This window comes from Ruegeria sp. SCP10 (assembly GCF_040329495.1).
Taxonomy (GTDB): domain Bacteria; phylum Pseudomonadota; class Alphaproteobacteria; order Rhodobacterales; family Rhodobacteraceae; genus Ruegeria.
In genome coordinates this window covers 58,157-83,181 of record NZ_JBDZYF010000006.1, presented here as the reverse complement: position 1 = coordinate 83,181, position 25,025 = coordinate 58,157, and the positions used below count along the sequence as shown (strand labels likewise).

23 protein-coding genes, 1 pseudogene and 1 riboswitch are annotated in these 25,025 nt (G+C 58.1%); of the genes and pseudogenes, 16 read left to right on the top strand and 8 right to left on the bottom strand.

The genetic code is table 11. The features are described 5' to 3' along the window. The 3 genes from ABLN87_RS14135 to ABLN87_RS14125 form a co-directional block, all read right to left on the bottom strand. The gene (locus tag ABLN87_RS14135; protein ID WP_353011204.1) at positions 1–1,149 is read right to left on the bottom strand and encodes a carbohydrate ABC transporter permease; all 1,149 of its coding nucleotides are present in this window, start codon (positions 1,147–1,149) and stop codon (positions 1–3) included. A gap of 12 nt (positions 1,150–1,161) precedes the next feature. After that, the gene (locus ABLN87_RS14130) at positions 1,162–2,169 is read right to left on the bottom strand and encodes a carbohydrate ABC transporter permease (protein WP_353011202.1); all 1,008 of its coding nucleotides are present in this window, start codon (positions 2,167–2,169) and stop codon (positions 1,162–1,164) included. A gap of 66 nt (positions 2,170–2,235) precedes the next feature. Further along, a complete protein-coding gene (locus ABLN87_RS14125; RefSeq protein WP_353011200.1) occupies positions 2,236–3,594 on the bottom strand; it encodes an ABC transporter substrate-binding protein in 1,359 nt (452 codons plus the stop codon). Positions 3,595–3,884: 290 nt separating this feature from the next. Here ABLN87_RS14125 and ABLN87_RS14120 point away from each other — a divergent pair, with 290 nt between their 5' ends. From ABLN87_RS14120 to ABLN87_RS14070, 11 genes and pseudogenes are all read left to right on the top strand, one after another. Next, a complete protein-coding gene (locus ABLN87_RS14120) occupies positions 3,885–4,916 on the top strand; it encodes a LacI family DNA-binding transcriptional regulator (protein WP_353011198.1) in 1,032 nt (343 codons plus the stop codon). A 2-nt stretch (positions 4,917–4,918) separates the two neighbouring features. Further along, positions 4,919–6,223 (top strand): annotated as a pseudogene (locus tag ABLN87_RS14115) (GH1 family beta-glucosidase); the annotation flags it as partial. A gap of 63 nt (positions 6,224–6,286) precedes the next feature. After that, positions 6,287–7,246 carry a glucokinase gene (locus ABLN87_RS14110; protein WP_353011388.1) on the top strand — a complete coding sequence of 320 codons (960 nt, stop codon included), beginning with the start codon at positions 6,287–6,289 and terminating at the stop codon, positions 7,244–7,246. Positions 7,247–7,280: 34 nt separating this feature from the next. Beyond that, a complete protein-coding gene (locus tag ABLN87_RS14105; protein WP_353011386.1) occupies positions 7,281–8,207 on the top strand; it encodes a carbohydrate kinase family protein in 927 nt (308 codons plus the stop codon). 19 nt (positions 8,208–8,226) lie between these two features. Further along, positions 8,227–8,892 carry a D-lyxose/D-mannose family sugar isomerase gene (locus ABLN87_RS14100; RefSeq protein ID WP_353011196.1) on the top strand — a complete coding sequence of 222 codons (666 nt, stop codon included), beginning with the start codon at positions 8,227–8,229 and terminating at the stop codon, positions 8,890–8,892. A gap of 165 nt (positions 8,893–9,057) precedes the next feature. Then, a complete protein-coding gene (locus ABLN87_RS14095) occupies positions 9,058–9,279 on the top strand; it encodes a hypothetical protein (protein ID WP_353011194.1) in 222 nt (73 codons plus the stop codon). Beyond that, the gene (locus tag ABLN87_RS14090; protein ID WP_353011192.1) at positions 9,276–9,770 is read left to right on the top strand and encodes a hypothetical protein; all 495 of its coding nucleotides are present in this window, start codon (positions 9,276–9,278) and stop codon (positions 9,768–9,770) included. The genes ABLN87_RS14095 and ABLN87_RS14090 overlap by 4 nt, the downstream gene beginning before the upstream one ends. A gap of 44 nt (positions 9,771–9,814) precedes the next feature. Beyond that, a riboswitch (cobalamin riboswitch) is annotated at positions 9,815–10,031 on the top strand. Between the two features lie 98 nt (positions 10,032–10,129). After that, entirely contained in the window at positions 10,130–10,486 is a 357-nt protein-coding gene (locus tag ABLN87_RS14085; RefSeq protein ID WP_353011190.1) for a DUF1636 domain-containing protein, read from the top strand. Further along, positions 10,483–11,259, top strand: a complete 777-nt coding sequence (locus ABLN87_RS14080; protein WP_353011188.1) for an ABC transporter ATP-binding protein — start codon at positions 10,483–10,485, stop codon at positions 11,257–11,259. Before ABLN87_RS14085 ends, ABLN87_RS14080 begins: the two co-directional genes overlap by 4 nt. A gap of 12 nt (positions 11,260–11,271) precedes the next feature. Further along, positions 11,272–12,225: an ABC transporter substrate-binding protein gene (locus ABLN87_RS14075; RefSeq protein ID WP_353011186.1), complete on the top strand. Its 954-nt coding sequence runs from the start codon at positions 11,272–11,274 to the stop codon at positions 12,223–12,225. A gap of 1 nt (position 12,226) precedes the next feature. Next, positions 12,227–13,237: a FecCD family ABC transporter permease gene (locus tag ABLN87_RS14070; RefSeq protein ID WP_353011184.1), complete on the top strand. Its 1,011-nt coding sequence runs from the start codon at positions 12,227–12,229 to the stop codon at positions 13,235–13,237. Between the two features lies 1 nt (position 13,238). Here the strand turns inward: ABLN87_RS14070 and ABLN87_RS14065 are convergent, their stop codons facing one another. After that, positions 13,239–14,258 (bottom strand): LacI family DNA-binding transcriptional regulator, encoded by a 1,020-nt coding sequence (locus tag ABLN87_RS14065; protein WP_353011182.1) that lies wholly within the window; start codon positions 14,256–14,258, stop codon positions 13,239–13,241. Positions 14,259–14,483: 225 nt separating this feature from the next. Here ABLN87_RS14065 and ABLN87_RS14060 point away from each other — a divergent pair, with 225 nt between their 5' ends. From ABLN87_RS14060 to ABLN87_RS14040, 5 genes are all read left to right on the top strand, one after another. Then, on the top strand, positions 14,484–15,788 hold the full coding sequence (locus tag ABLN87_RS14060; RefSeq protein ID WP_353011181.1) for an extracellular solute-binding protein: 1,305 nt from the start codon (positions 14,484–14,486) through the stop codon (positions 15,786–15,788). 72 nt (positions 15,789–15,860) lie between these two features. Next, positions 15,861–16,742, top strand: coding sequence for an ABC transporter permease subunit (locus ABLN87_RS14055; RefSeq protein ID WP_170534813.1), 882 nt, complete (start codon positions 15,861–15,863; stop codon positions 16,740–16,742). A gap of 11 nt (positions 16,743–16,753) precedes the next feature. After that, positions 16,754–17,647, top strand: a complete 894-nt coding sequence (locus ABLN87_RS14050; RefSeq protein WP_353011178.1) for an ABC transporter permease subunit — start codon at positions 16,754–16,756, stop codon at positions 17,645–17,647. 11 nt (positions 17,648–17,658) lie between these two features. After that, positions 17,659–18,705, top strand: coding sequence for an ABC transporter ATP-binding protein (locus tag ABLN87_RS14045; RefSeq protein ID WP_353011176.1), 1,047 nt, complete (start codon positions 17,659–17,661; stop codon positions 18,703–18,705). Continuing rightward, on the top strand, positions 18,702–19,712 hold the full coding sequence (locus ABLN87_RS14040) for an endonuclease/exonuclease/phosphatase family protein (protein ID WP_417750401.1): 1,011 nt from the start codon (positions 18,702–18,704) through the stop codon (positions 19,710–19,712). The genes ABLN87_RS14045 and ABLN87_RS14040 overlap by 4 nt, the downstream gene beginning before the upstream one ends. 44 nt (positions 19,713–19,756) lie before the next feature. Here ABLN87_RS14040 and hutU read toward each other — a convergent pair whose 3' ends face one another. From hutU to hutI, 4 genes are read right to left on the bottom strand one after another with little or no spacing between them, the layout of a single operon-like run. After that, on the bottom strand, positions 19,757–21,439 hold the full coding sequence (gene hutU / locus ABLN87_RS14035; RefSeq protein WP_353011174.1) for a urocanate hydratase: 1,683 nt from the start codon (positions 21,437–21,439) through the stop codon (positions 19,757–19,759). Then, positions 21,436–22,230, bottom strand: a complete 795-nt coding sequence (gene hutG / locus ABLN87_RS14030; RefSeq protein WP_417750400.1) for an N-formylglutamate deformylase — start codon at positions 22,228–22,230, stop codon at positions 21,436–21,438. Before hutG ends, hutU begins: the two co-directional genes overlap by 4 nt. Beyond that, positions 22,227–23,765 carry a histidine ammonia-lyase gene (gene hutH / locus ABLN87_RS14025; RefSeq protein WP_353011172.1) on the bottom strand — a complete coding sequence of 513 codons (1,539 nt, stop codon included), beginning with the start codon at positions 23,763–23,765 and terminating at the stop codon, positions 22,227–22,229. Before hutH ends, hutG begins: the two co-directional genes overlap by 4 nt. Next, the gene (gene hutI / locus ABLN87_RS14020) at positions 23,762–24,970 is read right to left on the bottom strand and encodes an imidazolonepropionase (protein WP_353011170.1); all 1,209 of its coding nucleotides are present in this window, start codon (positions 24,968–24,970) and stop codon (positions 23,762–23,764) included. Before hutI ends, hutH begins: the two co-directional genes overlap by 4 nt. Positions 24,971–25,025 lie beyond the last annotated feature (55 nt).

Here is a 25,025-nt window from a genome sequence, read left to right as displayed (position 1 = left end):
CTATTTGACAGATCCGGCCAGCAGGCCCCGGACCAGGTATTTTTGCATTGCGAAGAAGACAGCCAGCGGAACGGCAATCGATACAAAGGCCGCTGTGGCAAGAATTTCCCAGTTACCGCCGCGCGTACCCAGCAGCTCGACGATGCGGTTGGTCATCACCGTTGTCTGACCGGATGAGTCGATCAGGAACACTTTGGCAACCAGCAGATCGTTCCATGTCCACAGGAACTGGAAGATCGCAAAGGATGCCAGCGCTGGAAAGCTGAGCGGCAGGATGAGTTTGGTGAAGATCTGGAACTCAGTGGCCCCATCCACCCGCGCGTTTTCGATCAGATCGCGTGGCAATCCGGCCATGTAGTTACGCAACAGGTAGATCGCCAATGGCATCCCAAACCCGGTATGGGCCATCCAGACCCCCAGATATCCTTTGCCGATCCCGATATTGAGGTGCAGTTTCAGCAGCGGGATCAAAGCCAGCTGCAACGGCACCACCAACAGGCCAACAACGGCGGCGATCAACAATGCCCGCCCCGGGAAATCCATCCAGGCCAGCGCGTAAGCCGCAAAAGCCGCAACTAGGATTGGGATGATCGTCGCCGGTATCGTCACCGTCAACGTGTTAAAAAACGCCTTAGCCATGCTGTCGGAACTGTTCGCATTGAACAGAACATGGGCGTAATTCTCGGTCGTGAACTCGGGCGGCAGGGTGGTGGTTACAAACACTCGGGGACCGCGATTGCCAGAAAACTCCTCCGTGTTCTCCATCCGGTAGTCGCCGTTGGCCTGAACCGTGATCGTTCCGCCGCGGCGCAGCTCGGCCGTCTCGCCAGGGGCAAAGGCATCGATGGCCCGAGAGTTGACCCCCCATCTGCTGATGTCCGAGGCGCTTTCACCCTCAAAGACGTTACCTTCGATAACATACATCCCGTCGGTTGAGACCTGCGCGTCTGGCCCGGCAGCGCGTAGGGTCAGGTTCTGTTCCGACGGAAACAAAGCTCGCCACCAGCCGCTGCTGGCAATCTGATCGCCTGTCCGGAAAGACGAGATCAACAAGCCCAGCGTCGGGAACACCCAAAGCACGACAAGAAAGACTACCGAGGCATGTACAACCCAGCGAAGGGCTGGCCGGGTTCCTGCAATATCGCTCATATCCCCAACCTCCTACTGCATTTCTTTGCGCGCATTGCGCACGTTCCAGACAAGGATCGGAGTGACCAGCAACATGATCACCATGGCTGAGGCCGACCCCACTCCCCAGTCATTGGCGCGGAACATTTTGTCATACATGTAATTGGCCAGAACCTGCGTCTCCCACTGGCCGTTGGTCATGGCAAAAACGATGTCAAAGACCTTGAGAACCACGATTGTAATGGTGGTCCAGACAACCATAATCGTGGTTTTGATCTGCGGCACTTTGATCTTGAAGAAGATCTGGAACGGGTTGGCCCCGTCCAAAATGGCAGCCTCGATGGTCTCTTCCGGGATACCGCGCAGGGCGGCGGATAAGATCACCATTGCAAAGCCGGTTTGAATCCAGACCAGAACGACCATCAAGAAGAAGTTGTTCCAGAACGGAAGCGTCAGCCAGGTGTGCGTCTCGGTGCCACCGAAGAAGATATAGATCGCGTTCAGGACACCGATCTGGTCCTGATCGATGGGCCGCGCATCATAGACAAGCTTCCAGATCACCGAGGCACCGACGAATGAAATTGCCATCGGCATGAAGATCAACGACTTGGCGACGTTTCCCCAGCGGATGCGGTCCGTCAGTTGTGCGACTAGCAAACCAAAGGCTGTGGACATGGCCGGAACCACGATCAGCCACAACATGTTGTTGCGCATTGCCTCCCAGAATTTGGGTTCGGCAACCATTTGCACATAATTATCAAATCCGGCCCATTCATAGCCTCCACCCGCAACGCGGTCTGTCAGAGACAGGCGTAGGGTTTCGACAACCGGATAGGCCAGGTACACACCCAGTGCGAGCAAGGCGGGCAACAAAAACAGCCAGGGCCGGATCATGTTGGCGCGGTTGATATTGCGCCCTGCATTTGGGCCACGCGCCGGAAACAGAAATTTGTCCAGCACCTGATTGGATAGGTAGAAGTAGCCCACACATCCCGACACACCAATGGCGATCGTCAGCAGGCCTTGTATTGCCGGATGCATGCTATCCTCCCTCGCGGCGACAGGCTTGGGCACCCCGGCGTGCGGGATGCCCAAAGGGTTGTCAGATTACTTGATGGCGTCCCAGGAGGACTGAATCTCACCCGTGACCTCTTCGGCGGATTTGCCACCGGTGTAGTCAACCATGCCGGTCCAGAACGTGCCCGCACCAACAGCACCTGGCATAAGGTCCGACCCGTCAAAACGGAACGTGGTCGCGCCCAGCAGGATGTCGCCGAGACCGCGCAGCGTGTCATCCTTATAAGCTTCGGTATTGACGCCTTTATGCGGTGTCAGGAAGCCGGTCTGCGCCATCATGATCTCATGCGCGATAGGTTGTTTGAGGAACTCCATGAACGCGGTTGTCGCGTCGGAGGGGTTGCTCACAGCCATCAGCGTACCGCCACCCAGAACCGGGTTGCCCAAGTCCTTGTCGGCAAAGGCCGGCATATAGAAGAAATCTGCATCCAGACCGAATTCTACGTCTTCCGGGAAGAAGGCCGGAACGAAGGACGCTTGACGATGCATATAGCATTCAGGCGGTGAGGCAAACATGCCCTTAGGGCTGTCCCGGAAATCGGTGGAGGCAACGGCACCTGCACCGCCGGAGACTTTGGCATCATCGCGCGCGAACCAACCGAATTCGTCGATTGCAGCGATAACGCGTGGGTCGTTGAACGGAATCTCGTTGGTGACCCACTGGTCATAGACTTCCGGCGGCTGGGTGCGCAGCATCATGTCCTCGACCCAGTCGGTCGCAGGCCAGCCAGTTGCGGCGCCCGACCCAAGGCCGATGCACCACGGCGTTTCACCATCTGCAACGATCTGTTCGGTCAGAGCCTTCAGCTCTTCCATCGTCGTTGGCACTTCATATCCGGCATCCTCGAAGTTCTCGGGGTTGTACCAAACCAGAGACTTGACGTTCACATTGTAGAAGAAGCCGTACATCTGGTCGTTGCCGTCAGCGTCTTTGTAGGTGCCCAGATCAACCCAGGAATCACCTGCGGCGTAGTTGTCACCAACCCAGGCAGCCATGTCTTCGCCCAGTGGAGACAGCTGTCCTTTGGACGCCATGATCGAGGCCAGACCTGGTTGCGGGAACACCGCAACATTGGGGGCCGAACCAGCTTCGGCATCGATAACGATCTGCTGCTCGAAACTGTCCGAGCCGGTGTAGATCACATCCGCGCCTGTGGCCGCCTCGAAATAGGCGGTCATGTTGTTGAAATAGCCATCTTCCGGCGTAAGCCAGGGACCCGAGACGGTAACGGTCTGGCCGCTCAAATCCGGCGCGCTTTCTGCCCAGGCATTGTAGCTGTCCCAATTGAACGGGCCTTCGCCCGGCGTGAATGCCAGATCAGCCTGCGCCAATCCCGTCCCCGCACTCAGCGCCAATGCCGCAGCACTGGCGTAAAACGACTTCTTCATGATGTCCTCCCACAGCTTATCAAGCTTTTAGTTGTTCGGGCCCGACCCGATCCGCGACGTAACTGCCACGCGTTCCGACACGAGAATCACGGCAATATAGCTTACTACCGCAATCCAAAGCGCTTTGGATAGATGTAAAGTTGCGCGTTTACGCGTCAAAGTCAACGATTCCGAATACTCTTGGATTTATCATTCAATAACCTTTACTTTTATGGCTCTTTTTATGAGTATGACGAAACGCAACAGATGAGTTCAAAGAATTCAAAGCGCTTGCAGGATATGAGCACCTTATGACGCTAAAAGAACTTTCGGATATGCTTGGGTTGTCGCCGACCACTGTCAGTCGCGCCCTAAACGGCTATCCGGAAGTGAATGAGACCACGCGCGCGCGCGTTCAGGCAGCAGCTGCCAAACATGGCTATCGTCCAAACAGCCGCGCCAAGGGCTTGGCGACAGGCAAATCCATGGTCATCGGTCATGTGATCCCCAGCTCGTCCCAGCACGAGATGGTGAACCCCATCTTCGGGGATTTCGTTGCTGGTGCCGTGAAAACATATACCGAGCATGGCTATGACATGATGTTCACCAACGCCGATGACACCTCGATCGAAGAAGCCTATCGCAGCCTGTTCCAGCGCGGCGCAGTTGATGGCGTGGTTCTGCAGGGTCCCAAAGTGAACGAGCATCGAATCTCGGTACTCAGCAAGATGTCAGTTCCGTTCATTGTGCATGGCCGTTCGACGGGTGTAGACCTGCCCTATGACTGGATTGATGTGAACAACAAAAGCTCGTTCCTGCGGGCGACCCAATTCCTGCTGGATCTGGGCCATCGGCGCATCGCATTGATCAACGGCCTTGAAGACATGGATTTCGCCCAGCGCCGCCGTGATGGCTATCTTGCTGCACTGGCGCAGGCAGGGATCGCACCTGAACCTAATCTGATGCGCAGCGCCGAGATGACCGAAGTCTATGGTCACCACGAAACACGCACGATGCTTGCCCTTGATGATCCACCAACCGCAATCCTGATTTCTTCGATGATTTCTGCTATCGGCGTTCGGCGCGCAATTGACGAAGCGGGCTTGCAAATGGGGCGCGATGTATCCGTCATCGCCCATGACGATGACCTGTCCTATCTCAAGAATGGACAGGATGTTCCGATCTTTACCGCCACCCGCTCCTCTGTTCGCAAGGCCGGAGAGATAGCGGCCAATATGCTGATCGAACGCATCAAATCCCCGGATGCCCCGACCAAAACTAGATTGCTGGAAGCTGAACTGGTAGTAGGCAGATCAACAGGCCCGGCGCCCAACAGGTACTAGCAATGAAATATACTCGTTCTGACTTTCCCAAAGACTTCCTCTTTGGTGTGGCAACCTCTGCTTATCAGATAGAAGGTCACGCCCAAGGTGGGGCTGGTCAGACCCATTGGGATACCTTCGCCGCCTCGCCCGGTAATGTCGTGCGTCAGGAAAACGGTGATCTGGCCTGCGGTCATCTGAACAGGTTTCCGGAAGATTTCGATCTGGTGCGCGATGCGGGATTTGATTGTTACCGTTTTTCCACCAGTTGGGCCCGCGTGCTGCCCGACGGGCGCGGGTCGGTGAACCAATCCGGGCTCGATTATTATGACCGCCTCACCGATGCCTTGCTAGAGCGCAATATCAGGCCCTGTGCCACGCTCTATCACTGGGAATTGCCCTCGGCCCTTGCTGATCTGGGTGGCTGGCGCAACCGCGATATCGCCGGGTGGTTTGCCGATTTCACCGAGATCATCATGGGCCGGATCGGGGATCGCATGTATAGCGTCGCCCCCATCAACGAGCCCTGGTGCGTTAGCTGGCTGAGCCATTTCGAAGGCCACCACGCCCCCGGCATGCGCGATATCCGAGCTGCAGCGCGCGCCATGCATCACGTGCTGCTGGCCCATGGCCGCGCCATTCAGGCGATGCGCGGGCTTGGAATGTCCAATCTCGGTGCGGTGTTCAATTTGGAATGGGCCGAACCCGCCGATGACAGCCCCGAGGCCCGCAAGGCCGCGGATTTATATGATGGGATCTATAACCGGTTCTTTCTGGGCGGTGCGTTCAAGAAGACTTATCCAGCGAATGTTCTGGAGGGGCTCGCGCCTCATTTGCCGACCGGTTGGCAGGACGACTTTGGCACCATCGGCGCACCTGTCGATTGGTGTGGGCTGAACTATTACACCCGTAAGCTGATTGCCCCGTCTGATACCGCCTGGCCCAGCCTGAAAGAGGTTCCCGGACCTTTGCCCAAAACCCAGATGGAATGGGAGATCGAACCAGCCGCCCTCACCCGCTTTTTGACCCGAACGGCGCAGGAATACACTGGCGACCTTCCCCTATTTGTGACCGAAAACGGCATGGCCAGTCCTAAACGGGATCAGGACGATGATCGAATCGATTACCTAAACCAGCACCTTGCGGCCGTTCAGGATGCGTTGGATCAGGGCGTCCCAGTCAAAGGCTATTTTGTCTGGTCACTTCTCGACAACTACGAATGGGCTTTTGGGTATGAGAAGCGGTTCGGTCTGGTCGATGTGGACTTCGAGACGCTGGAGCGTAAACCCAAAGCCTCATATCTCGCCCTAAAAGCCGCGCTGGCCAAAGGGAACCCTGTTGCCCTGCCACTCGCGCAGCCAGCAGGGGCAGTCCATGAGCATTGGAACCTGGTGGCCGATATCGGTGGCACCAATACCCGGCTTGGGGTTGTCGAAAACGGTGCGCTGACAGAATTGCGCAAACATCCAACCGGCTCCTTGTCCGACTTACTTAACGCATTTCACAGTTTGCGAGATGACGTCGGAACTGATCCTCAGGCAGTTGTTGCCGCAGGTGCAGGCCCGGTTCAGGCTGGCGTGATTCAACTGACAAACGCAAATCTGGACTTGTCCGAGGCTGAGCTGGCCGAAGCCACCGGTGCCCGGCACACTTATGTCATCAACGACTTCACCGCCGCTGCATGGTCGGTGGCCGAGATTACGCCCGATGATATTACCGTCTTGCAGGGGGCGCCCACGCCGCCACTCGGCACGCGGCTGGTGGTCGGACCCGGAACTGGGCTGGGTGTCGGGGCGTTGCTGTATTCCGAAGGGCATTATCACACCGTCTCGGGCGAAGGAGGCCATGTCGGCCTTGCGCCGCGCCACCGGGATGAGGTTGATATCTTTGACGCGGCCCGGCGTATTGCACCCGAATGCTTCTTTGGCGACAGCCTGAGTTTGGAAGCTGAGATGTTCCTCAGCGGCACCGGACTACCGATCTTGTACCGAGCAGTGGCAATGGCGGCGGGTCAAACCAATATCTCTGCTCGCTCGGCGCGGGATATCCTGCAGGATGCGCGATCCGGCACTGATCCGCACGCAGTTCAAACCGCAGCGCTGTTCACAACGCATCTGGGCGCTTTGCTAGGGGATATGTCCGTCACATTGATGCCTATAGGCGGCGTCTTTCTGGTCGGTGGCGTGGCGGAAAAGAACCGCTGGCTGTTCGGAGACAGTTTTCTGGATGCCTTCAACAATGGTGGCCGGTTCAGCGAGCTGCGGCGCGGAATGGATCTCTATGTTTCCGAACAGGTCGAATTTGGCATTGTTGGCGCTAACAACTTCTGCAAAAATGCACTCATGCGGTAGAACCGCCTGACAATTCTCAATGAAGGGACACGGGATGATCCTGTGCTGCGGAGAAGCGCTGATCGATATGATCACCGAGCCTACAGTCTCGGGCGCACAAGGCTATGTACCCCATTCTGGAGGTGCAATCTTCAACACGGCGATCGCGTTGGGGAGATTGGGCGCGCCTGTTGGCATGCTGACGGGCCTGTCGTCCGATATGTTTGGTGAACAATTGGCGGATACGCTGAAAGCGAGCCATGTGGAGACCTCCCATGTGATCACCAGCGACCGCCCCACCACGTTGGCGTTTGTGAAACTGGTCGAGGGTCACGCATCCTATAATTTCGTGGATGAGAACACCGCCGGGCGCATGCTTCAGCCCGAGGATATGCCCGACCAACTGCCCGCTATCTCGACCCTGTATCTAGGCGGTATCAGTCTTGCCTGCGAACCCTGCGCCGATGCCTATGCTGCCTTGCTAAGCCATCACGGGACGGATCGAGCGGTGATGTTGGACCCCAACATCCGACCGGGATTTATCCAGGATCAGACCAGATATCGCACCCGTTTGAATGCCATGATTGCGCAGACCGATATACTCAAAGTCTCGGATGAGGATCTGGACTGGATCATTCCGGGGCCCGAAACCCATGCGGAAAAGGTGCCTTTGTTGCTGCAAGCCGGACCCGCGGTTGTGATTGTTACACGTGGGAGCCAAGGGGCTTCGGGTTATCTATGCGATGGCTCGGAAACCACGATACCGGTTAAAGCGGTTCAGGTCGTCGATACAGTGGGGGCGGGTGATACGTTCAACGCCGGTGTGCTGGCCGAACTTCACCGTTCCGGACATCTGACCAAACCCGGGCTGCGCGATCTGACAAAAGAAAGCCTGCGCGCCGCTTTAGCGTTGGGTGCAGATGTTGCAGCAGTCACCGTGTCGCGTGCCGGGGCCAACCCACCCTGGGCGCACGAGCTCTAGCCCCAAAAAGGGAAGTCACATGAAACGTTCCGACATCAACCGCGTCAAGACCGATGCACAGGCCTTTATCCAGTCTTTCGGGTTCATCCTGCCCCCCTTTGCCAACTGGTCTCCGGATCAGATGCGCAGCGCCAAGGCCGACACGATCCGCGCCCGGGGACTGGGATGGGACATCACCGATTACGGGCAAGGCAAATTTGATGAGCTTGGCCTGTTCCTGTTCACCCTGCGCAATGGAGATGAGAACGATCTGAGCCACGGTCGCGGGATGCTTTATGCAGAAAAACTGCTGATCTCGCGCGACAAGCAGCTATCGCCGATGCATCGCCATATCGTCAAAGCCGAAGATATCATCAACCGGGGCGGCGGCGATCTGGTGATGGAGATCTATGCCTCGAACCTCGATGGCAGTATTGATCGCGACACACCGGTTGTGGTGCCCAGCGATGGATGCGATATCACCATAACTCCGGGCGAATTGCTGCGCCTGAAACCCGGCGAAAGCGTGACCCTGATGCCCGGCATCTGGCACGCCTTCTGGGCCGAGCGCGGGGATTGCCTGATCGGTGAGGTCTCAACCGTAAACGACGACCGCACCGATAACGTGTTCGAACAACCCATCCCCCGCTTTGCCACGATCGAAGAAGATACCGAGGCCGAATTCCTGCTGGTTGCGGATTACTGATCTGATCCGGTAGCGGTGGACTAAAAAGCGACAACCGGCCCCTGCATCGGGGCCAGGCATTTCCCTGTTGCATTACCCAAGTATTTTTGTCAGTTACCAACCGACCTAGTCAGATCCCCCAGAATCACGCCCGGTCAGGACCAGCGACCAAAAGGGGTGTATTCAATGGCAAATTCACTTGCAGATCTTCTGGCAATGGATGCCATCGCAAGCCGTCATGGCTGCGCTCTGAAACCGAAATTGCGGCAAGCGATTGAGGCTGATTTACGGTTTCCAGGCCACGTATCCACCACGCAGTCTGACCAACCCATCGATCAGAACAATCTGCCAGAAAACGTGCACAGCCTTATATCCCGCGTCGCAAAACAAGGGAAGAAATGCGCATGACACCTCCTGAAAACAAATCGATCGGCCCACTGGTCCAATTCGAATTTGACGATTTCGAGCACGGGCTCCTGCCGGTGATGCGCCATTTCATTCAAAGTTTTGCAGAGCCCGATACGCAATCCTGGCAATTTGCGTATTCTACCGCCATCGAGCGGTGGGGCGTGGATCAGGGTCTGACCTTGGCCCATCTGGTCTACAAGATCATCAAGGCCACGCTTTACAGCCGCCCCTACGGGTTGGCGTTCAACGACCCGCTCTGCGTCGAAAGCCGCAACCATTTTACCAGTGATGAACTGGCGTTGATGCGTATGCTGCATCACATGCGGCGCGATGAAACACCAGCCGCCCGCGATGCCGCTGGATTGCTTTCTGGCGGGTATCCGGATGCCCATGTCGTGCAGGCGGGCCTGACACTTGCCAACCGATTCCCAACCGACGGAGAACGTCGCGCGCATGTCAAAAGGCGGCCCATCCTGCGGGTCGTACAATAGTGCTCGGTCGTTAACGACGATACTTGACAAGCGTATCTTCACCAGAATAGCTGACCTGTGATGGTTCCCGCAGCTTTGGGTGCGGGATGAAAATGGGAATACGGTGCGGCCCCCGGAATATCGGAACAGGCTAAGTCCGTAACTGCCCCCGCAACTGTAAGCGGAGAGCGACGCCAAATCACCACTGGCCCGAGAAGGCCGGGAAGGTTGGCCAAGCGACGACCCGCAAGTCAGGAGACCTGCCATCACCTGTGAAACCAACCCGGGACGGGGCGTCCTGGAAGGAGGATTGATGGCACATATGCGTCCTATCGGGACTGGCACTTTCGACACGGGCGTCCTGCGCGTTGAGGGTGGCAATGACCCGCAACGCTGATCACTTTGTGCTGATCTGCTCGACCTGCCAGGGTGAGATCGAAGCCAGCGCCGCCCAAAGTCTGCTGGACGCGTCGCTGTCTGACGGGTTCGCTACGCGACTGATCCCCTGCATGGCAGGATGCGAACGTCCCATGGCCATCGGTCTGCAAGCCGAAGGCAAGGCGCAATACCTGTTTGGCGATATACAAAGCACCGCCGATCTGGATGCGATCGCCACCTTCGCCCATCAGTACCGCGATAGCGAGAGCGGCTGGACCAGCGCAACGGATCGCCCCCCCGCCTTGTTGTTCAAAACTCTGGCACGCCTGCCCCGTCTTCCAAAGGCGGGTAAGGCATGAGCTTTCTGGTCGCGGAAAACCTGGAATACTACGCCCTGAATGGCGATGTGTTGCTGCAAGGCGTCTCGTTCTCTTTGGAAGAAGGGGCCATACTTGCCATCGCCGGTCCGAACGGTGCCGGCAAAACAACTCTACTGAACCTGCTCTGCGGGGTCGAGCGTCTGGCGCTGGGGGACGTTCGGATCAACGGTCAAAGCCTGCGCAGCCTGTCTGCGCAGGAACGCGCCCGGACCATTGCGGTTGTTGGCCAGCAGGAACTGCCCGATGGCCGCCTAAAGCTGCGCGACTACGTTGCGCTCGGCCAGATTCCCATTCAAAGCGACCGCTCGGCGGAAGATCACAAGATGGATCTTGCGCGCGTTCTACGCACGACCGAGCTGACCCATCTGGCCGACAAGCCGATGCAGCGGCTCTCGGGTGGCGAACGCCAACGCGCCCATATCGCACGTGCATTGGCGCAGAACCCCTCGCTGCTGTTTCTGGACGAGCCCACCAATCATCTAGACCCCGATGCCAAAGGGCACATGCTGTCGCTGGTGGCCGAACTGGGCGTGACGGTGGTGATGATCGTGCACGACCTTGTCATGATCCCGGAATTCGCCAGCCATGTCGCGCTGATGAAATCCACACGCATGACGGGCTTTGGGCGAGTCGACCAGATACTAACGCCGGATCATGTGCGCGACACGTTTGGTGTTGACTACCTGTGCTTCCAGCACGAAGGGCGCGTGATCCCGGCGCTGGATATCCGAAAACGAACGCTTTCATCTTAACAGGAGACATTGATGAAACAGAAAATTTGGTCAGCTTTGATGGTCACCGGCTTGGCCAGCGGCGCGGCTGCCCATGAAGTAACCGTGGACAATTGCGGCGAACCGCTGGTGTTCGACGCCAAGCCGGAACGGCTGGTGGTGCATGACATGAACATGACCGACATGGCCTTTGCGCTGGGCCTGCAAGAACACATCGTTGGCCTGACCGGTATCACCGGTTGGTACAAGACCAGCCCTGATTTCGATAAACTTCGCGGTGACATCCCGGAACTGGCGCCGAAATACCCAACCGTCGAAAACCTGGTTGCGGCCGAGCCAGATCTGTTCTTCGCAGGTTGGTATTATGGCATGAAGCCCGGTGGCGACGTGACCCCCGACACTCTGGCCCCGTTCGGCATCAAAACTATGATCCTGACCGAAAGCTGCGTGCATCTGGACAAGGACCGCCCTGAGGCCAGCATGGACCTGTTGTTCAACGATTTGCTGCGCCTGGGTCAGGTCATGCACGTCGAGGAAAAGGCCGAGGAACTGGTTGCAGGCTGGAAAGAACAGCTGTCTGCCATCAAAGCCAAAACCGCCGATCTGGCCAAACCCCGTGTTTTCCTGCTCGACGGGCCTGCGGATGCGCCCTTTACCGCCGGCAAATTCGCCATCCCCGATGCGATGATCGCAGCGGCTGGCGGCGAAAACGTCACCCATGACATGGACACCAGCTGGGGCCGCACCTCGTGGGAAGCGGTTGCTGCATCGAACCCAGAATTTCTGGTGCTGCTTGACTATCAGACAGGCAACGGGGCAGAGGACACGTTCAAGTTCCTGCAAGAGCACCCGGTGATGTCCAAAACAGATGCTGTGAAAAATGAACGCTGGATCGGCCTGCGCTACGAAGAGCTGACACCGGGACCGGCAAATATCGACGCGATCCAGAAGATGGCGGATGCGATGCACCCCACGGCGACCAACTAATATGGTCCATACGGGCCGGATAGTGGTGCTGGGGGCGGTCGTTCTGACCGCCCTTTTGCTGCTGTCGACAGTCTACGGTACAACCCCGATCCCAGTGGCAGATGTCATTGCCGCCATTGGTTTGGGGACAGGCCTGTCCGAAGGCGAGATGTCACCGCTGCATCGGATCGTGTTTGATCTGCGCCTGCCGCGTGCGCTGTTCGCCGCCGTCATCGGTGCGGGGCTTGGTGTTGTGGGGGTGGTGCTGCAAACCACCACGCGCAACGACTTGGCAGATCCATTTCTATTCGGTCTCTCTTCGGGCGCGGCTGCGGGCGCTGTGCTGGTTATCACGGTCACCGGTGATGTGCTGGGCATCTGGACCCTGCCGCTGGCCGCGTTTTGCGGTGGCTTGATCGCATCAGGCATCGTGCTGGCCTTGGTCCAGGGTTTGCGCACAAGTGCACCGGAAAAGCTGATCCTGGCGGGGCTTGCTGTGTCTTTCCTGTTCTCCGCCATCACCAACTATCTGATCTTTTCCGGAGACAACCGAGCCGCCCATTCGGTGATCTTCTGGATGCTGGGCGGACTGGGCCTTGCGCGGTGGGAGACGTTTCCACTGGTCCTGATCGGGCTTGCCCTGATCCTGGGCTATGCACTCTATCGCAGCCGCTGGCTTGACGCCCTTCTGACCGGAGATTTCACAGCCGCCACATTGGGTATCCCGGTTCAGGGTCTGCGCTTTCGCATGTTCTTTGTTGCAGCTTTGGCCACGGCAAGCTTCGTGTCAGTCGCGGGTGTCATCGGTTTTGTCGGTCTGATGGTCCCTCATATCGCGCGGGGGATCGCAGGAACGCTGCATCGCAACCTGTTGATCACCTCGGCCATCGTGGGGGCCATCCTTCTGACCGCCTCTGACATTGTGTCCCGACTGCTGCTGGCCCCGCAGGAGTTACCAGTCGGCATCGTGACCACATCAATCGGGTCGCTTTTCGTATTCTTGTATCTATTCAAATCGGCGCGAAACGTTTGACCTAATGCGTTCCACGCGGAACGAAAAATGGATCAATCATGATGGTTTCACTTTGCTTGCCCGGCTCTGCCAACCTGCGTTCAAGCAACGCAATAACTTGATCAACCGCATCATCGATGGGGTTGTTGACGGTACTTAGATCGAAATTTGGCCATCTGGCCATTTCGATATCGTCAAACCCGATCAGTGAAAGATCGCACGGAACATCCAAACCCAACTCACGCGCGGCTGTCAGCGCGCCGATCGCACTGGCATCGTTGGCACAGACCAACGCGTCTAGCTTGTGCTCGGCCAGCAGTTTCAGCGCAATCTTGCGCCCAGTCTCAACAGTAAAATCCCCTGTGGCTTCGGCGATCAGCTTTAACCCCGCTTTGTCCAAAACATCGATTACACCCAATCTACGCTCAGCCGATGACGAGAAACTCGGTGCACCGCCTAGATACCCAAACCGTGTGCGCCCCTTGTCGATCAGCACCTGGGCCGCAAGCCCTGTACCGTCGGCATTGCGGCAACAGACATTGTCGACACCCGGCGACTGGACGATTCGGCCTGTGGAAATCATCGGCACACCGAACTTGGTGCACCGCGTGACCAATGCGCGCGGCATGCTACCACCACGCAGGATCAAAGCGTCCAATGGATAGCGCAGAACCTGCTCAATCGCGTCTTCTGCACGCTGATCCCCGCCATCGATGAGAATCGGCCATTTGTTCAAAGCGTTCAGTTTCCCGACCAAAGCGCTCACGAATTCGGAATCATATGTGCTGCGCATATTACCGACAAAGACGGCCACCAGATGCGAGCGCCCGTCCTTCAGCCCGGCAGCCAATGCATTTGGTTGATAGCCCATGTGATGGGCTACTTTCTCGATGATTCTTCTTTTGCTTTCATCAAGATACGCACCTGGCGTAAAAGCGCGTGAAACCGCTGAACGCGACACGCCAGCCGCATCTGCAACGGCTTGCGCGGTCACCCGGCGGCGCCTATCGGCAGGTTTGTCATGATCCTGAGCCACGCTCATCCTGTCCTTCGATTTGGTAGAATTTGTCAATATTGCTAGAAATCTTTCACTGAACTGTCATACGTTAACATTATGTGGGCACGTGTGCAGAATCCAGACGTGCCTATACAATGCAGGACGGAGGCTGCGCGCGACACACGCCGCAGGGGAGCCTGCACAATAAACTGGCACAAGGTGCCAACGGTCTCTTAGCTGCAAGGGGCCGACACCGAACCGGAGGAAAACATGACCAAACTGAAGTTTTGCGCAACGGCTGCTGCCCTCGCGTTTACCGCGACTACGGCTTTTGCAGAAACAGAAATTACCTGGTGGCACGCCCATGGCGGGCAATTGGGGGAAACCGTCAACAAGGTCGCCGAAAAGTTCAACGCGTCGCAAGACGAGTACACAATTACTCCGATCTACAAAGGCAGCTACGAAGAGACGCTTACTGCTGGTATCGCGGCCTTCCGCGCTGGTGAGCAACCGAACATAATGCAGGTCTTTGATGCCGGGGCCGCGACCGTGATCGCCGCAAAGGGCGCGACCGTTCCGGTTCAGGACCTGCTAGCTGAAAACGGCGTCGATTTCGACATCAACGACTACATCGCCGGTGTGCGTTATTTCTATGCCGACAGCGATGGCAAGATGATCGGGATGCCCTTCAACTCGTCGACACCGATCCTGTATTATAACGTCGACGCGCTGGAAGCCGCTGGCGTGACCCCGCCGAAGACATGGGAAGAGTTCCAGTCGACCACCGCCCCGGCGCTGAAAGAAGCGGGCTATATCCCGCTGAGCCAGTCGCACCTGCCCTGGATCTTCACCGAAAACTTCATGTCTCGGCACAACCTGCCGTTTGCGACCAACAACAATGGCTATGACGGCATGGACACGGAAATCCTGGTCAACAACGACGCGATCAAGGCCCATTTCACCGCTGTCAGCGAATGGAAAGACAACGGCCTGTTTGAATGGTACGGCACCGGCTGGGGCGACAACGCCAAGCCGTTCGAAGAAGGCAAAGTTGCCATGTGGCTGGGGTCTTCGGGTTCGTTTGGTGGCCTGTTGCAGAAAGATCTGGGCTTTGAATTCAGCGCAACCGAGCTGCCCTATTGGGAAGCCGTGACGCCTGAGCCGACACAAACCTTCATTGGTGGCGCTGCTCTGTTCGCGATGGCTGGCAAATCGGACGAAGAAAACAAAGCCACGGCCGAGTTCTTCCGCTTCCTGACCGCGCCCGATACCCAGTATTTCTGGCATCAGGAGACTGGCTACGTTCCGATCACCGAAGCTGCTTATGACGTTGCCAAGAAAGACGGCCACTATGACCGCTTCCCGGCAGCCGAAGTTGGCGTGAACCAGCTACAGGCGAAAGCCGGTGACAACACCAAAGGCTATCGCATGGGCTTCTACGTCCAGATCCGCGACATCATGAACCGCGAATATGGCCGTATCCTGACCGGTGAAACCGACGTGGAAACCGCGTTCCAGAACATCGAAGCAGAAGCCAACGAATTGCTGGCCCGCTTTGCAAAGACTCAGGGTTAATCCCTGGGATCACCCCCAGGATGGTCGCGCCTTCGGGTGCGGCCATCCCCCATTTCTGCAACTGGAAGACCTATGAAACGCGCGGGTTTTGACAATATCTGGCTTCCTGTGGCTTTGCTGCTGCCACAGTTGATGATCATCGCCATCTTCTTTTACTGGCCTGCGGGATGGGCGCTGCAATCGTCCTTCTTCCTGCAAGACCCTTTCGGATTTGGGTCAACCTTTGTCGGGGCCGACAACTATACGTCGTTGATTGGCAATGATCAGTATAAACGCATTGCCTGGTTCACGATTGTCTTCTCGGTTCTGGTTACTTTTTTTTCACTGGCAATCGCGCTGCTGTTGGCGGTCAAGGCCGATAAGGTTCTGCGCGGCGCCAAGACCTATCGCACTTTGCTGATGTGGGTCTACGCCATCGCGCCGCCTGTTGCCGGATTTCTGGGCATCCTGTTTTTTGATCAAAGCACGGGCCCGATGACCAAGTTTTTCCAGATGTTTGGCTGGGATTTCAAACTGGGCGTCGACTACAACGCCACTGCGACCGCGATGATCATCGTATCGGTCTGGAAGCAAATCCCGGTCAATTTCATCTTCTTCCTGTCGGGCCTGCAATCGATCCCGCGCTCGGTGCGCGAGGCGGCAATGATCGACAACCGCTCTGCCACGGGGCGATTCTGGCAGGTCACCTTCCCTTTGCTCGCCCCCACCGCGTTCTTCCTGCTGATCATCAATATCACCTATGCGCTGTTCGATACCTTCGGCGTGATTGACGCGCTGATGAAGGGTGAGCCAGGCAACAATCCGATGACCCTGGTCTACAAGGTCTATCTGGACGGGTTCCGCGGGAACGACTTGGGCGGCTCTTCCGCGCAATCTGTCATTCTGATGGGTCTGGTTCTAATCCTGACCGTCTTTCAGTTCCGGCTCGTTGAACGCCGGATTCACTATACGTGAGGGGGCGAACCATGGCTGATACAACCCTTGAGACGACCGAAACCGCCCGCCGCCCCCGCAAAATCCGCTGGGAAACCATCAGCGATCACTTTGTGCTGATCCTGGGATCATTGCTGATGATCCTCCCACCCCTGCTGGCGCTGACCACAGCCAGCCATGATGCTGTCACCATCCATCGACAGGGCATTCAGGTGGGCCTTGGCGACGATCTGGGCAAGAACTTCCACGCCGCCATGTTCGAGAAAGGCGGATTTACCCAAACCGTTGACGGCACATTGATGCTGATGAATTCGTTCATCCTGGGCATCGGCTTTGCCGTCGGCAAGATCATCATCTCGATGATGGCTGCATATGCCATCGTCTATTTCCGCCTGCGCTTTGCAACGCTTGCCTTCTGGGTGATCTTCACCACCCTGTTGCTGCCGCTTGAGGTGCGAATTCTGCCCTCGTATGAGGCGATCCAGAAGCTGGGCCTGACCAACACATATACCGGCCTGATCGTCCCGCTGATCGCGTCGGCCACTGGCACGTTCTTCTTCCGACAGTTCTTTATGTCCGTCCCCGAGGAACTGGCCGAGGCTGCGCGGATCGATGGTGCAGGTCCATGGAAGTTCTTTGTCGACATCCTCGTTCCGCTCAGCCGGACGATGATCGCGGCGATCTTCATTATCATGTTTGTCTTTGGCTGGAACCAGTATCTGTGGCCAACGCTGATCACGACAGACGAAAGCTTCTTCACGCTGGTCCGTGGGATCAAACAGATCGTGCTGACCTATACCGACAGTCAGATCCCCGAGCATGGACAGGCGCTTGCGCTGGCTATCGTTGCGATGATCCCACCGGTTGCGATCGTCATCTTCTTCCAGAATTGGTTCGTCAAGGGCCTCACAGAATCCGATAAATAAGGAATACGCGCATGGCTCAGGTATCATTAGAGGGCATCCGCAAGGTCTATCCCAATGGCTTCAAAGCGGTTGAGACCACCAGTTTCACCATTCAGGATGGCGAGTTCGTCGTTCTGGTCGGCCCTTCGGGATGCGGCAAATCCACTTTGTTGCGCATGATCGCGGGGTTGGAGGATATCACCGAAGGTACGCTGAAAATCGGCGACCGGGTGGTCAACAACGTGGACCCGGCGGACCGGGACATCGCGATGGTGTTCCAGAACTACGCGTTGTATCCGCATATGACTGTCCGCAAGAATATTGGCTACGGGTTGAAGAACCGCGGCACACCCGCGTCCGAGATCGCGGCCAAGGTCGAAGACGCCGCCAAGATGCTGAACCTGACCGAATATCTGGACCGTAAACCGGCGCAATTGTCGGGTGGCCAGCGTCAGCGCGTCGCCATGGGCCGCGCTGTTGTGCGCGATCCGGCGTTGTTCCTGTTTGACGAACCGCTGTCCAACCTCGACGCCAAGTTGCGCAACCAGATGCGGATCGAAATCAAGGCCCTGCAACGCCGCCTTGGCACGACGGCCGTCTATGTGACCCACGATCAGGTCGAAGCCATGACCATGGCAGACCGCATCATCGTGCTGAACGCCGGCCGGATCGAACAGATCGGCACGCCTTCGGAGATCTATCACAACCCGGCCTCGACCTTTGTTGCCTCATTCATGGGTGCGCCGCCGATGAATTTGATTGAGGCGCAGGTCGATCAAGGCCAGGTGCGGATCAACGGCTATGACGGGATCATGACCGCGCCAACATCTGCCAATGGGCCGGTGACACTCGGCATCCGACCCGAAGATATCGAACTGGATGGTCAAGGTTCCGTGCCGTTTCAGGTGGATATCCTTGAAGAACTGGGCGCGCATCGGTTGCTGCACGGTCAGCTTGGCGGTCAGCCCTTCACCGTCCTGGTCAGCAAAGATCACGCGGCCCAAACAGGCGAGACCCAGATCACCCTGAAACCCGACGCGCTGCGTCTGTTTGATGTGGAAACAGGAAAAGTCATTTGATCACAGACGTTTTGGATGTGCTTCCCGCTGTGACACCGGATCAGCGGATAAGCATATTGTCCGCACCGCGAACCGCTGCTGCACATCGAGAGTTGCTGCGCAATATTCGAGCGATGAATGCGCTGCAGCTTGGCGGGCAGGCGCAGATATCCTCTCTGCCCGAGCAGTTCACCGTGGCCGCATGGAATGTGGAACGCTGCCTGTTCCCCGAGGCAACCGCCGCGCATCTTGGTCAGATCAGCCCCGATGTTGTCCTACTGTCCGAGGTCGATCACGGCATGGCGCGTACATCGCAACGGCACACGACCGAGGCGATGGCAGATGCCCTTGGAATGGTCTACGCCTTTGGGGTCGAGTTTCATGAGCTTGATCTGGGCGGCCCGACCGAGCGCCATTTCTGCAAAGACGACTTCAACATACTGGGATGGCATGGCAATGCGATCCTGTCTTCGGTGCCGTTCGAACGCACCGCCCTGATCCGGCTGGACGACCATGGCCACTGGTTCTCTTGCGATGACGGTGCGGCTGACCCAGATCAACCGCGTGTCGGCGGTCGCATGGCCATCGCGGCCGTTCTACCAACCGAAAACGGCCCGGTCTGCGTGGTGTCCACCCATCTGGAAAGCAACGCCGACGCAGCGCATCGCCACACGCAGTTCGATGTCTTGCTCAATGAAATCGACAGCTTCGCACCGGGAATACCCGTTTTGATCGGCGGAGATCTGAATACCGGCAACCACCTGCCCCCGGATTTCAACTGGCAGAACGAGAGCCTTTTTGGTCTGGCGGAAACGCGCGGTTACGATTGGGGTTTCACAGCCGACGGTACAACCACCCGCCCCAGCCTGATCACCCCACATCCTCAACGGGTGATGAAGCTGGACTGGTTCGCCGGTCGCGATCTGAGATGTGAAAAAAAGGGGCTTCTGACCTCGATCTCGGATGAGGGAACACCGCTTTCCGACCACGATTGCGTCTGGTGCCGCGCGGCGCTGTCGTCGGTCTGATCAAATGAGCCAGGCCTGACTCAGCCTGGCTCTCTTGCATGCGATCAACCCAGAATACCCGGCAAACGCAGCCCATGCTCGCGGGCGCACTCCTTGGCGATGTCATACCCCGCATCCGCATGGCGCCACACGCCGGATGCCGGGTCATTCCACAGCACCCGCTCCAGACGTTTCGCAGCCGCGTCGGTGCCGTCAGCACAGATCACCACGCCCGCATGCTGGCTAAAGCCCATGCCGACCCCTCCGCCATGGTGCAGGCTGACCCAAGTCGCGCCCGATGCGGTATTGACCAGCGCGTTCAACAACGGCCAATCCGACACAGCATCCGAGCCATCTTTCATCGTCTCGGTTTCACGGTTCGGCGAGGCGACTGAGCCGCTGTCCAAATGGTCCCGGCCAATCACCACGGGTGCTTTTAACTCCCCGTTCCGAACCATTTCATTGAAGGCCAATCCGGCCTTGTGACGATCACCCAACCCGATCCAGCAGATACGTGCTGGCAGGCCCTGAAACGCGATCCGCTGCTGCGCCATGTCGAGCCAATTGTGCAGATGGGTGTTCTCGGGGAACAGCTCTTTCATCTTGGCGTCGGTTTTGTAGATATCCTCCGGATCACCCGACAGCGCGCACCAGCGGAACGGGCCGATGCCACGGCAGAATAGCGGGCGGATATAGGCGGGTACAAAGCCAGGGAAGGCAAAGGCGTTCTCCAGACCCTCATCCTGCGCCACTTGCCGGATGTTATTGCCATAGTCCAATGTCGGAACGCCTGCGTTCCAGAAGTCGACCATCGCGGCCACGTGCTGTTTCATCGAGGCGCGCGAGGCTTTTTCGACCGCCTTGGGATCGCTTTCACGCTTGTCCTTCCACTGCGCCATGGTCCAGCCAATGGGCAGATAGCCGTTGACCGGGTCATGTGCGCTGGTCTGGTCGGTGACGATATCGGGACGCATGCCACCGGCCTGCATCCGCGTGTAGATCTCGGGGAAAATCTCGGCGGCATTGCCCAGCAGGCCAACCGACTTGGCCTCACCCGCCTTGGTCCAGCGGTCGATCATCGCCAGCGCTTCGTCCAGCGTCTGGGCCTTTTCGTCCAGATATTTGGTGCGCAGACGGAAATCGATGCTGTCCGGGTTGCACTCGACCGCCAGACAGCAGGCCCCGGCAAAGACCGCGGCCAGAGGCTGCGCACCACCCATACCGCCCAGACCACCGGTCAGAATCCATTTGCCGGTGAGGTCACCGCCATAATGCTGCCGCCCGGCCTCGGCAAAGGTTTCATATGTGCCCTGAACGATGCCCTGCGTGCCAATGTAAATCCACGAGCCCGCGGTCATCTGGCCGTACATCATCAGGCCCTTCTTATCGAGCTCGTTGAAATGATCCCAATTGGCCCAATGCGGCACGAGGTTCGAGTTGGCGATCAGCACCCGAGGCGCATCCGCATGCGTCCGCACGATGGCCACCGGTTTGCCCGATTGAACCACCAGCGTTTCATCCTCTTCCAGATCCTTGAGGCTGGCGACGATGGTGTCAAAATCCTTCCACGTCCGTGCGGCACGGCCAATGCCCCCGTAGACCACCAGCTCATGCGGGTTCTCGGCCACATCCGGGTGAAGGTTGTTCATCATCATCCGCAGCGGCGCCTCGGTCATCCAGCTCTTGGCGTTCAGTTCGGGCCCTGTGGGTGGATAGATATCACGGGTGTTTTTGCGAGGGTCGGTCATCGGGCAAGCTCCAATGCAGTGTCGTGGATAGCGTCGAGTATGTCTTTGAGCCAACGTCGCAGACGATCGGCTTTTTGGGTGTCATAGGTCCATGGTGCCGTTTCGGCGTTTAGATAAGTGGACTGGGCCAGTTCCATCTGGATGGCGTGGACGCCCTTAGCAGGGCGGCCATAATGCCGGGTGGTCCACCCGCCTTTGAAACGCCCGTTCAGGACGGTGCTATAGGGGGACGAGGCGGCAAATTCATGGGCAATCGCCTCAACCTCCGGCGCACAGGTGACGCCGCCATTTGTGCCGAGGTTCATGTCTGGCAGAGTGCCGTCGAACAGGAACGGGATGTGGCTGCGGATCGAATGGCAATCATACAATACCGCCACCCCGTGGATCGCCTTCACCCGCGCCAGCTCGGCCTCGAGCGCGGCGTGATACGGTGCGTGGAACATAGCCCTACGTTCCGCGATTTCCGCCTCGGACGGCGGCTGCTCCCAGATGCCTTGGCCGTCAAAATCCGTCAGCGGCACAAGCGTTGTGGTGTTCTGACCGGGATAAAGCGACACGCCCGCCGGATCGCGATTGGCATCGATCACATAACGATGAAAAGTGGCGCGCACCGTCGTGGCACCGGGGATCAGCCCATCATAGAGCCGGTCAATATGCCAGTCGGTGTCTGCCAGCCCCCTGCCCCGGTTGTTCAGCTTGGCTTCGATCTGAGGCGGCACATACGTGCCGGTATGAGGCAGGCCCAGCACGATGGGGCTGTCGCCTTGAGTGACTTCAACTGGATCGATCATGCGCCCAGTTCCGGCATATCGACGCCTGTGTTCTGTGCAATCTCACCACTAGCAATCAGTCTATAGGCTGCCTCGATATCGGGAGCGGTATAGCGGTCTTCACCAAGCGGCGGCACTAAGGCGCGCAGCCGCGCCATCACGCCCTGCAAGGTCTCGCTGGTTGGCAAAGGCGCGCGGAACTCGACGCCTTGCGTGGCACATAATAATTCGACACCGAGAATACGTTCCAGATTGGTCACCATCTGCCCCAGACGCAGCGCGCCATGGGCGGCCATGCTGACGTGGTCCTCCTGATTGGCCGAGGTCGGTGTGCTATCCGTCACGCAGGGGTTGGCCAGATGTTTGTTTTCGCTCATCAAAGCCGCCGTGGTGACCTCGGCGATCATCAGGCCCGAGTTCAGGCCCGGATTGGGTGTCAGAAACGGCGGCAAATCAAAGCTGAGCACCGGATCGACGATCAGCGCGATACGGCGTTGGGCGATCGCCCCAATCTCAGCCACGGCCAGAGCGATCATGTCAGCGGCAAAACCCACCGGTTCCGCATGGAAGTTACCACCTGAAACGATCAGACCGGTTTCAGACAACACCAAAGGGTTGTCGGTGGCGGCATTCGCCTCAATCTCAAGCGTCACAGAGGCCTGGCGCAGCACATCCATCGCCGCGCCTACGACCTGTGGCTGACAGCGAATGCAATACGGGTCCTGCACCCGCGTGTCGCCCTCGCGGTGGCTTTCGCGGATCACCGATCCAGCCAATAGCGCGCGCATGGTTGCTCCTGCTTCGATCTGGCCGCGATGGCCGCGCAGAGCATGAATCTCGGGCTGTAACGGCGCAGTCGATCCCATGATGGCATCGGTCGTGAGCGCCGACGTGACCAACGCGCTTTGCGCCGCCTGCCATGCCCCAAACAAACCCGCCAGTGCAAACGCGGTCGAAAACTGGGTGCCATTGATCAGCGCCAAACCTTCTTTCGGGCCCAGTTCCACCGGCGTCAGACCGGCAGCCGCCAATGCCGGACCGCCCGCCATGACCTTACCGTCAAACTCTGCCTCACCCGCCCCCATCATCACCGCAGCCATGTGAGACAACGGTGCCAGATCGCCCGAAGCCCCGACCGAACCCTGCGCCGGGATCACAGGCGTCACACCCTTGTCCAACATCGCCTCTAGCAGATCGATCAGCTCCAGCCGCACACCAGATGCGCCGCGCCCAAGACTGAGCAGTTTCAGCGCCATCATCAACCGCGCATGCGCCCGCGGGATGGCTGGGCCCACGCCACAGCAATGCGACAGGATCAGGTTGCGCTGCAAGGTTGCCGTATCCTCGGCCGCGATCTTGACGCTGGCCAGTTTGCCAAAGCCGGTATTGACCCCGTAAACCGCCGCCTCACCCGCCGCCGCATCTGCAATTCGGGCATGAGCAGCTTCGATATCAGGCCGGCACGCCGGGTCCAGTCTGACAGCGCACTCTTCGCGATAGACCTGTTCCAGCTGCGCCAGTGAAACAGCGCCAGGCGTGAGTGTCAGGGTTGTCAAACTGCACCTCCGATGATGCGGGCATGAAGCGGGTTAAATCCAATGCGATAGGCCAGCTCGGCTGGGTGGGCCACATCCCAAACGGCCAGATCTGCGCGCAAGTCAGGGGCAATCTGGCCGCAGTCCTTCAGCCCCAAGGCACGGGCGGCATGGGTGGTTACACCCCGCAATGCCTCTTCGGGTGTCATGCGGAACAGAGTGCAACCCATATTCATGGTCAACAGCAACGAGGTCATCGGAGCCGAGCCAGGATTGCAATCCGTTCCCAGGGCCATCGGCACATTGTGTTTGCGCAGCAAGTCGATGGGTGGGGCCTGCGTCTCGCGCAGGGTGTAGAAGGCGCCAGGCAGGATCACACCGACGCTGCCCGCCTGGGCCATGGCGAGCGCCCCGTCTTCGTCCAGATATTCAATGTGATCCGCCGACAGAGCACCATATAAGGCTGCCAGCTTTGCGCCGCCTAGATTGGACAACTGCTCGGCATGGAGTTTGATTGGCAAACCAAGCTCTTGCGCCACGTCGAATAAAGGCACCAGCTGTTCGGGTTGAAAGGCAATTCCCTCACAGAACGCATCCACCGCATCCACCAGCCCTTCGGCTTGGGCCGCACGCAGAGTCTGGATACAGACCTCGGCAATATAGGCGTCGGGACGTCCGTTATATTCTCCTGGCACAGCATGTGCGCCCAGAAAACTGGTCACAACCCTCACTGGACGATGCTGCGGCAATGCACGGGCGGCGCGCAGCATGTTCAGTTCGGTGTCTCGATTCAACCCATAGCCTGATTTGACCTCAATTACCGCCACACCTTCGGCCAGCATGGCGTCCACGCGCGGCAATGCCTGCGCGATCAGATCGGCGACGCTGGCGGTACGGGTTGCAGCCACGGTCGAAATGATACCGCCACCCGCGCGCGCAACCTCTTCATAGCTGGCCCCGTTCAGGCGCATCTCAAACTCAACCGCGCGATGGCCGCCATGCACCACATGGGTGTGACAGTCGATCAGCGCAGGGGTTACCAATCGACCTTCGAGCGCGCGCTGAGGCAGAGCCGCATAGGCATCTGGCACATCCGCTCGCGGACCAACCCAGGCGATTTTTCCCGCCTGAACGGCAATGGCTGCATCGTCAATCAACCCATAGGCATCCGCGTTTGACATCGTGGCGGCACGCAAATCGGTCAAAAGATGATCCTGAGGCTGCATGGGACTCTCACATCACAATTTCTCCCTTTTCCAGTATATGCATTTATGTTTATTG

Excerpts from the sequence above, each read along its gene's own strand:
- ABLN87_RS14080 (WP_353011188.1), top strand. The coding sequence starts at position 10,483 with ATGAGCTTTCTGGTCGCGGAAAACCTGGAATACTACGCCCTGAATGGC.
- ABLN87_RS14065 (WP_353011182.1), bottom strand. The coding sequence starts at position 14,258 with ATGAGCGTGGCTCAGGATCATGACAAACCTGCCGATAGGCGCCGCCGG.
- ABLN87_RS14055 (WP_170534813.1), top strand. The coding sequence starts at position 15,861 with ATGAAACGCGCGGGTTTTGACAATATCTGGCTTCCTGTGGCTTTGCTG.
- ABLN87_RS14135 (WP_353011204.1), bottom strand. The coding sequence starts at position 1,149 with ATGAGCGATATTGCAGGAACCCGGCCAGCCCTTCGCTGGGTTGTACAT.
- ABLN87_RS14050 (WP_353011178.1), top strand. The coding sequence starts at position 16,754 with ATGGCTGATACAACCCTTGAGACGACCGAAACCGCCCGCCGCCCCCGC.
- ABLN87_RS14100 (WP_353011196.1), top strand. The coding sequence starts at position 8,227 with ATGAAACGTTCCGACATCAACCGCGTCAAGACCGATGCACAGGCCTTT.
- ABLN87_RS14095 (WP_353011194.1), top strand. The coding sequence starts at position 9,058 with ATGGCAAATTCACTTGCAGATCTTCTGGCAATGGATGCCATCGCAAGC.
- ABLN87_RS14125 (WP_353011200.1), bottom strand. The coding sequence starts at position 3,594 with ATGAAGAAGTCGTTTTACGCCAGTGCTGCGGCATTGGCGCTGAGTGCG.
- hutG (WP_417750400.1), bottom strand. The coding sequence starts at position 22,230 with ATGATCGATCCAGTTGAAGTCACTCAAGGCGACAGCCCCATCGTGCTG.
- ABLN87_RS14045 (WP_353011176.1), top strand. The coding sequence starts at position 17,659 with ATGGCTCAGGTATCATTAGAGGGCATCCGCAAGGTCTATCCCAATGGC.
- ABLN87_RS14060 (WP_353011181.1), top strand. The coding sequence starts at position 14,484 with ATGACCAAACTGAAGTTTTGCGCAACGGCTGCTGCCCTCGCGTTTACC.
- ABLN87_RS14075 (WP_353011186.1), top strand. The coding sequence starts at position 11,272 with ATGAAACAGAAAATTTGGTCAGCTTTGATGGTCACCGGCTTGGCCAGC.
- ABLN87_RS14090 (WP_353011192.1), top strand. The coding sequence starts at position 9,276 with ATGACACCTCCTGAAAACAAATCGATCGGCCCACTGGTCCAATTCGAA.
- ABLN87_RS14085 (WP_353011190.1), top strand. The coding sequence starts at position 10,130 with ATGACCCGCAACGCTGATCACTTTGTGCTGATCTGCTCGACCTGCCAG.
- ABLN87_RS14120 (WP_353011198.1), top strand. The coding sequence starts at position 3,885 with ATGACGCTAAAAGAACTTTCGGATATGCTTGGGTTGTCGCCGACCACT.
- hutU (WP_353011174.1), bottom strand. The coding sequence starts at position 21,439 with ATGACCGACCCTCGCAAAAACACCCGTGATATCTATCCACCCACAGGG.
- ABLN87_RS14130 (WP_353011202.1), bottom strand. The coding sequence starts at position 2,169 with ATGCATCCGGCAATACAAGGCCTGCTGACGATCGCCATTGGTGTGTCG.
- hutI (WP_353011170.1), bottom strand. The coding sequence starts at position 24,970 with ATGCAGCCTCAGGATCATCTTTTGACCGATTTGCGTGCCGCCACGATG.
- ABLN87_RS14070 (WP_353011184.1), top strand. The coding sequence starts at position 12,227 with ATGGTCCATACGGGCCGGATAGTGGTGCTGGGGGCGGTCGTTCTGACC.
- ABLN87_RS14105 (WP_353011386.1), top strand. The coding sequence starts at position 7,281 with ATGATCCTGTGCTGCGGAGAAGCGCTGATCGATATGATCACCGAGCCT.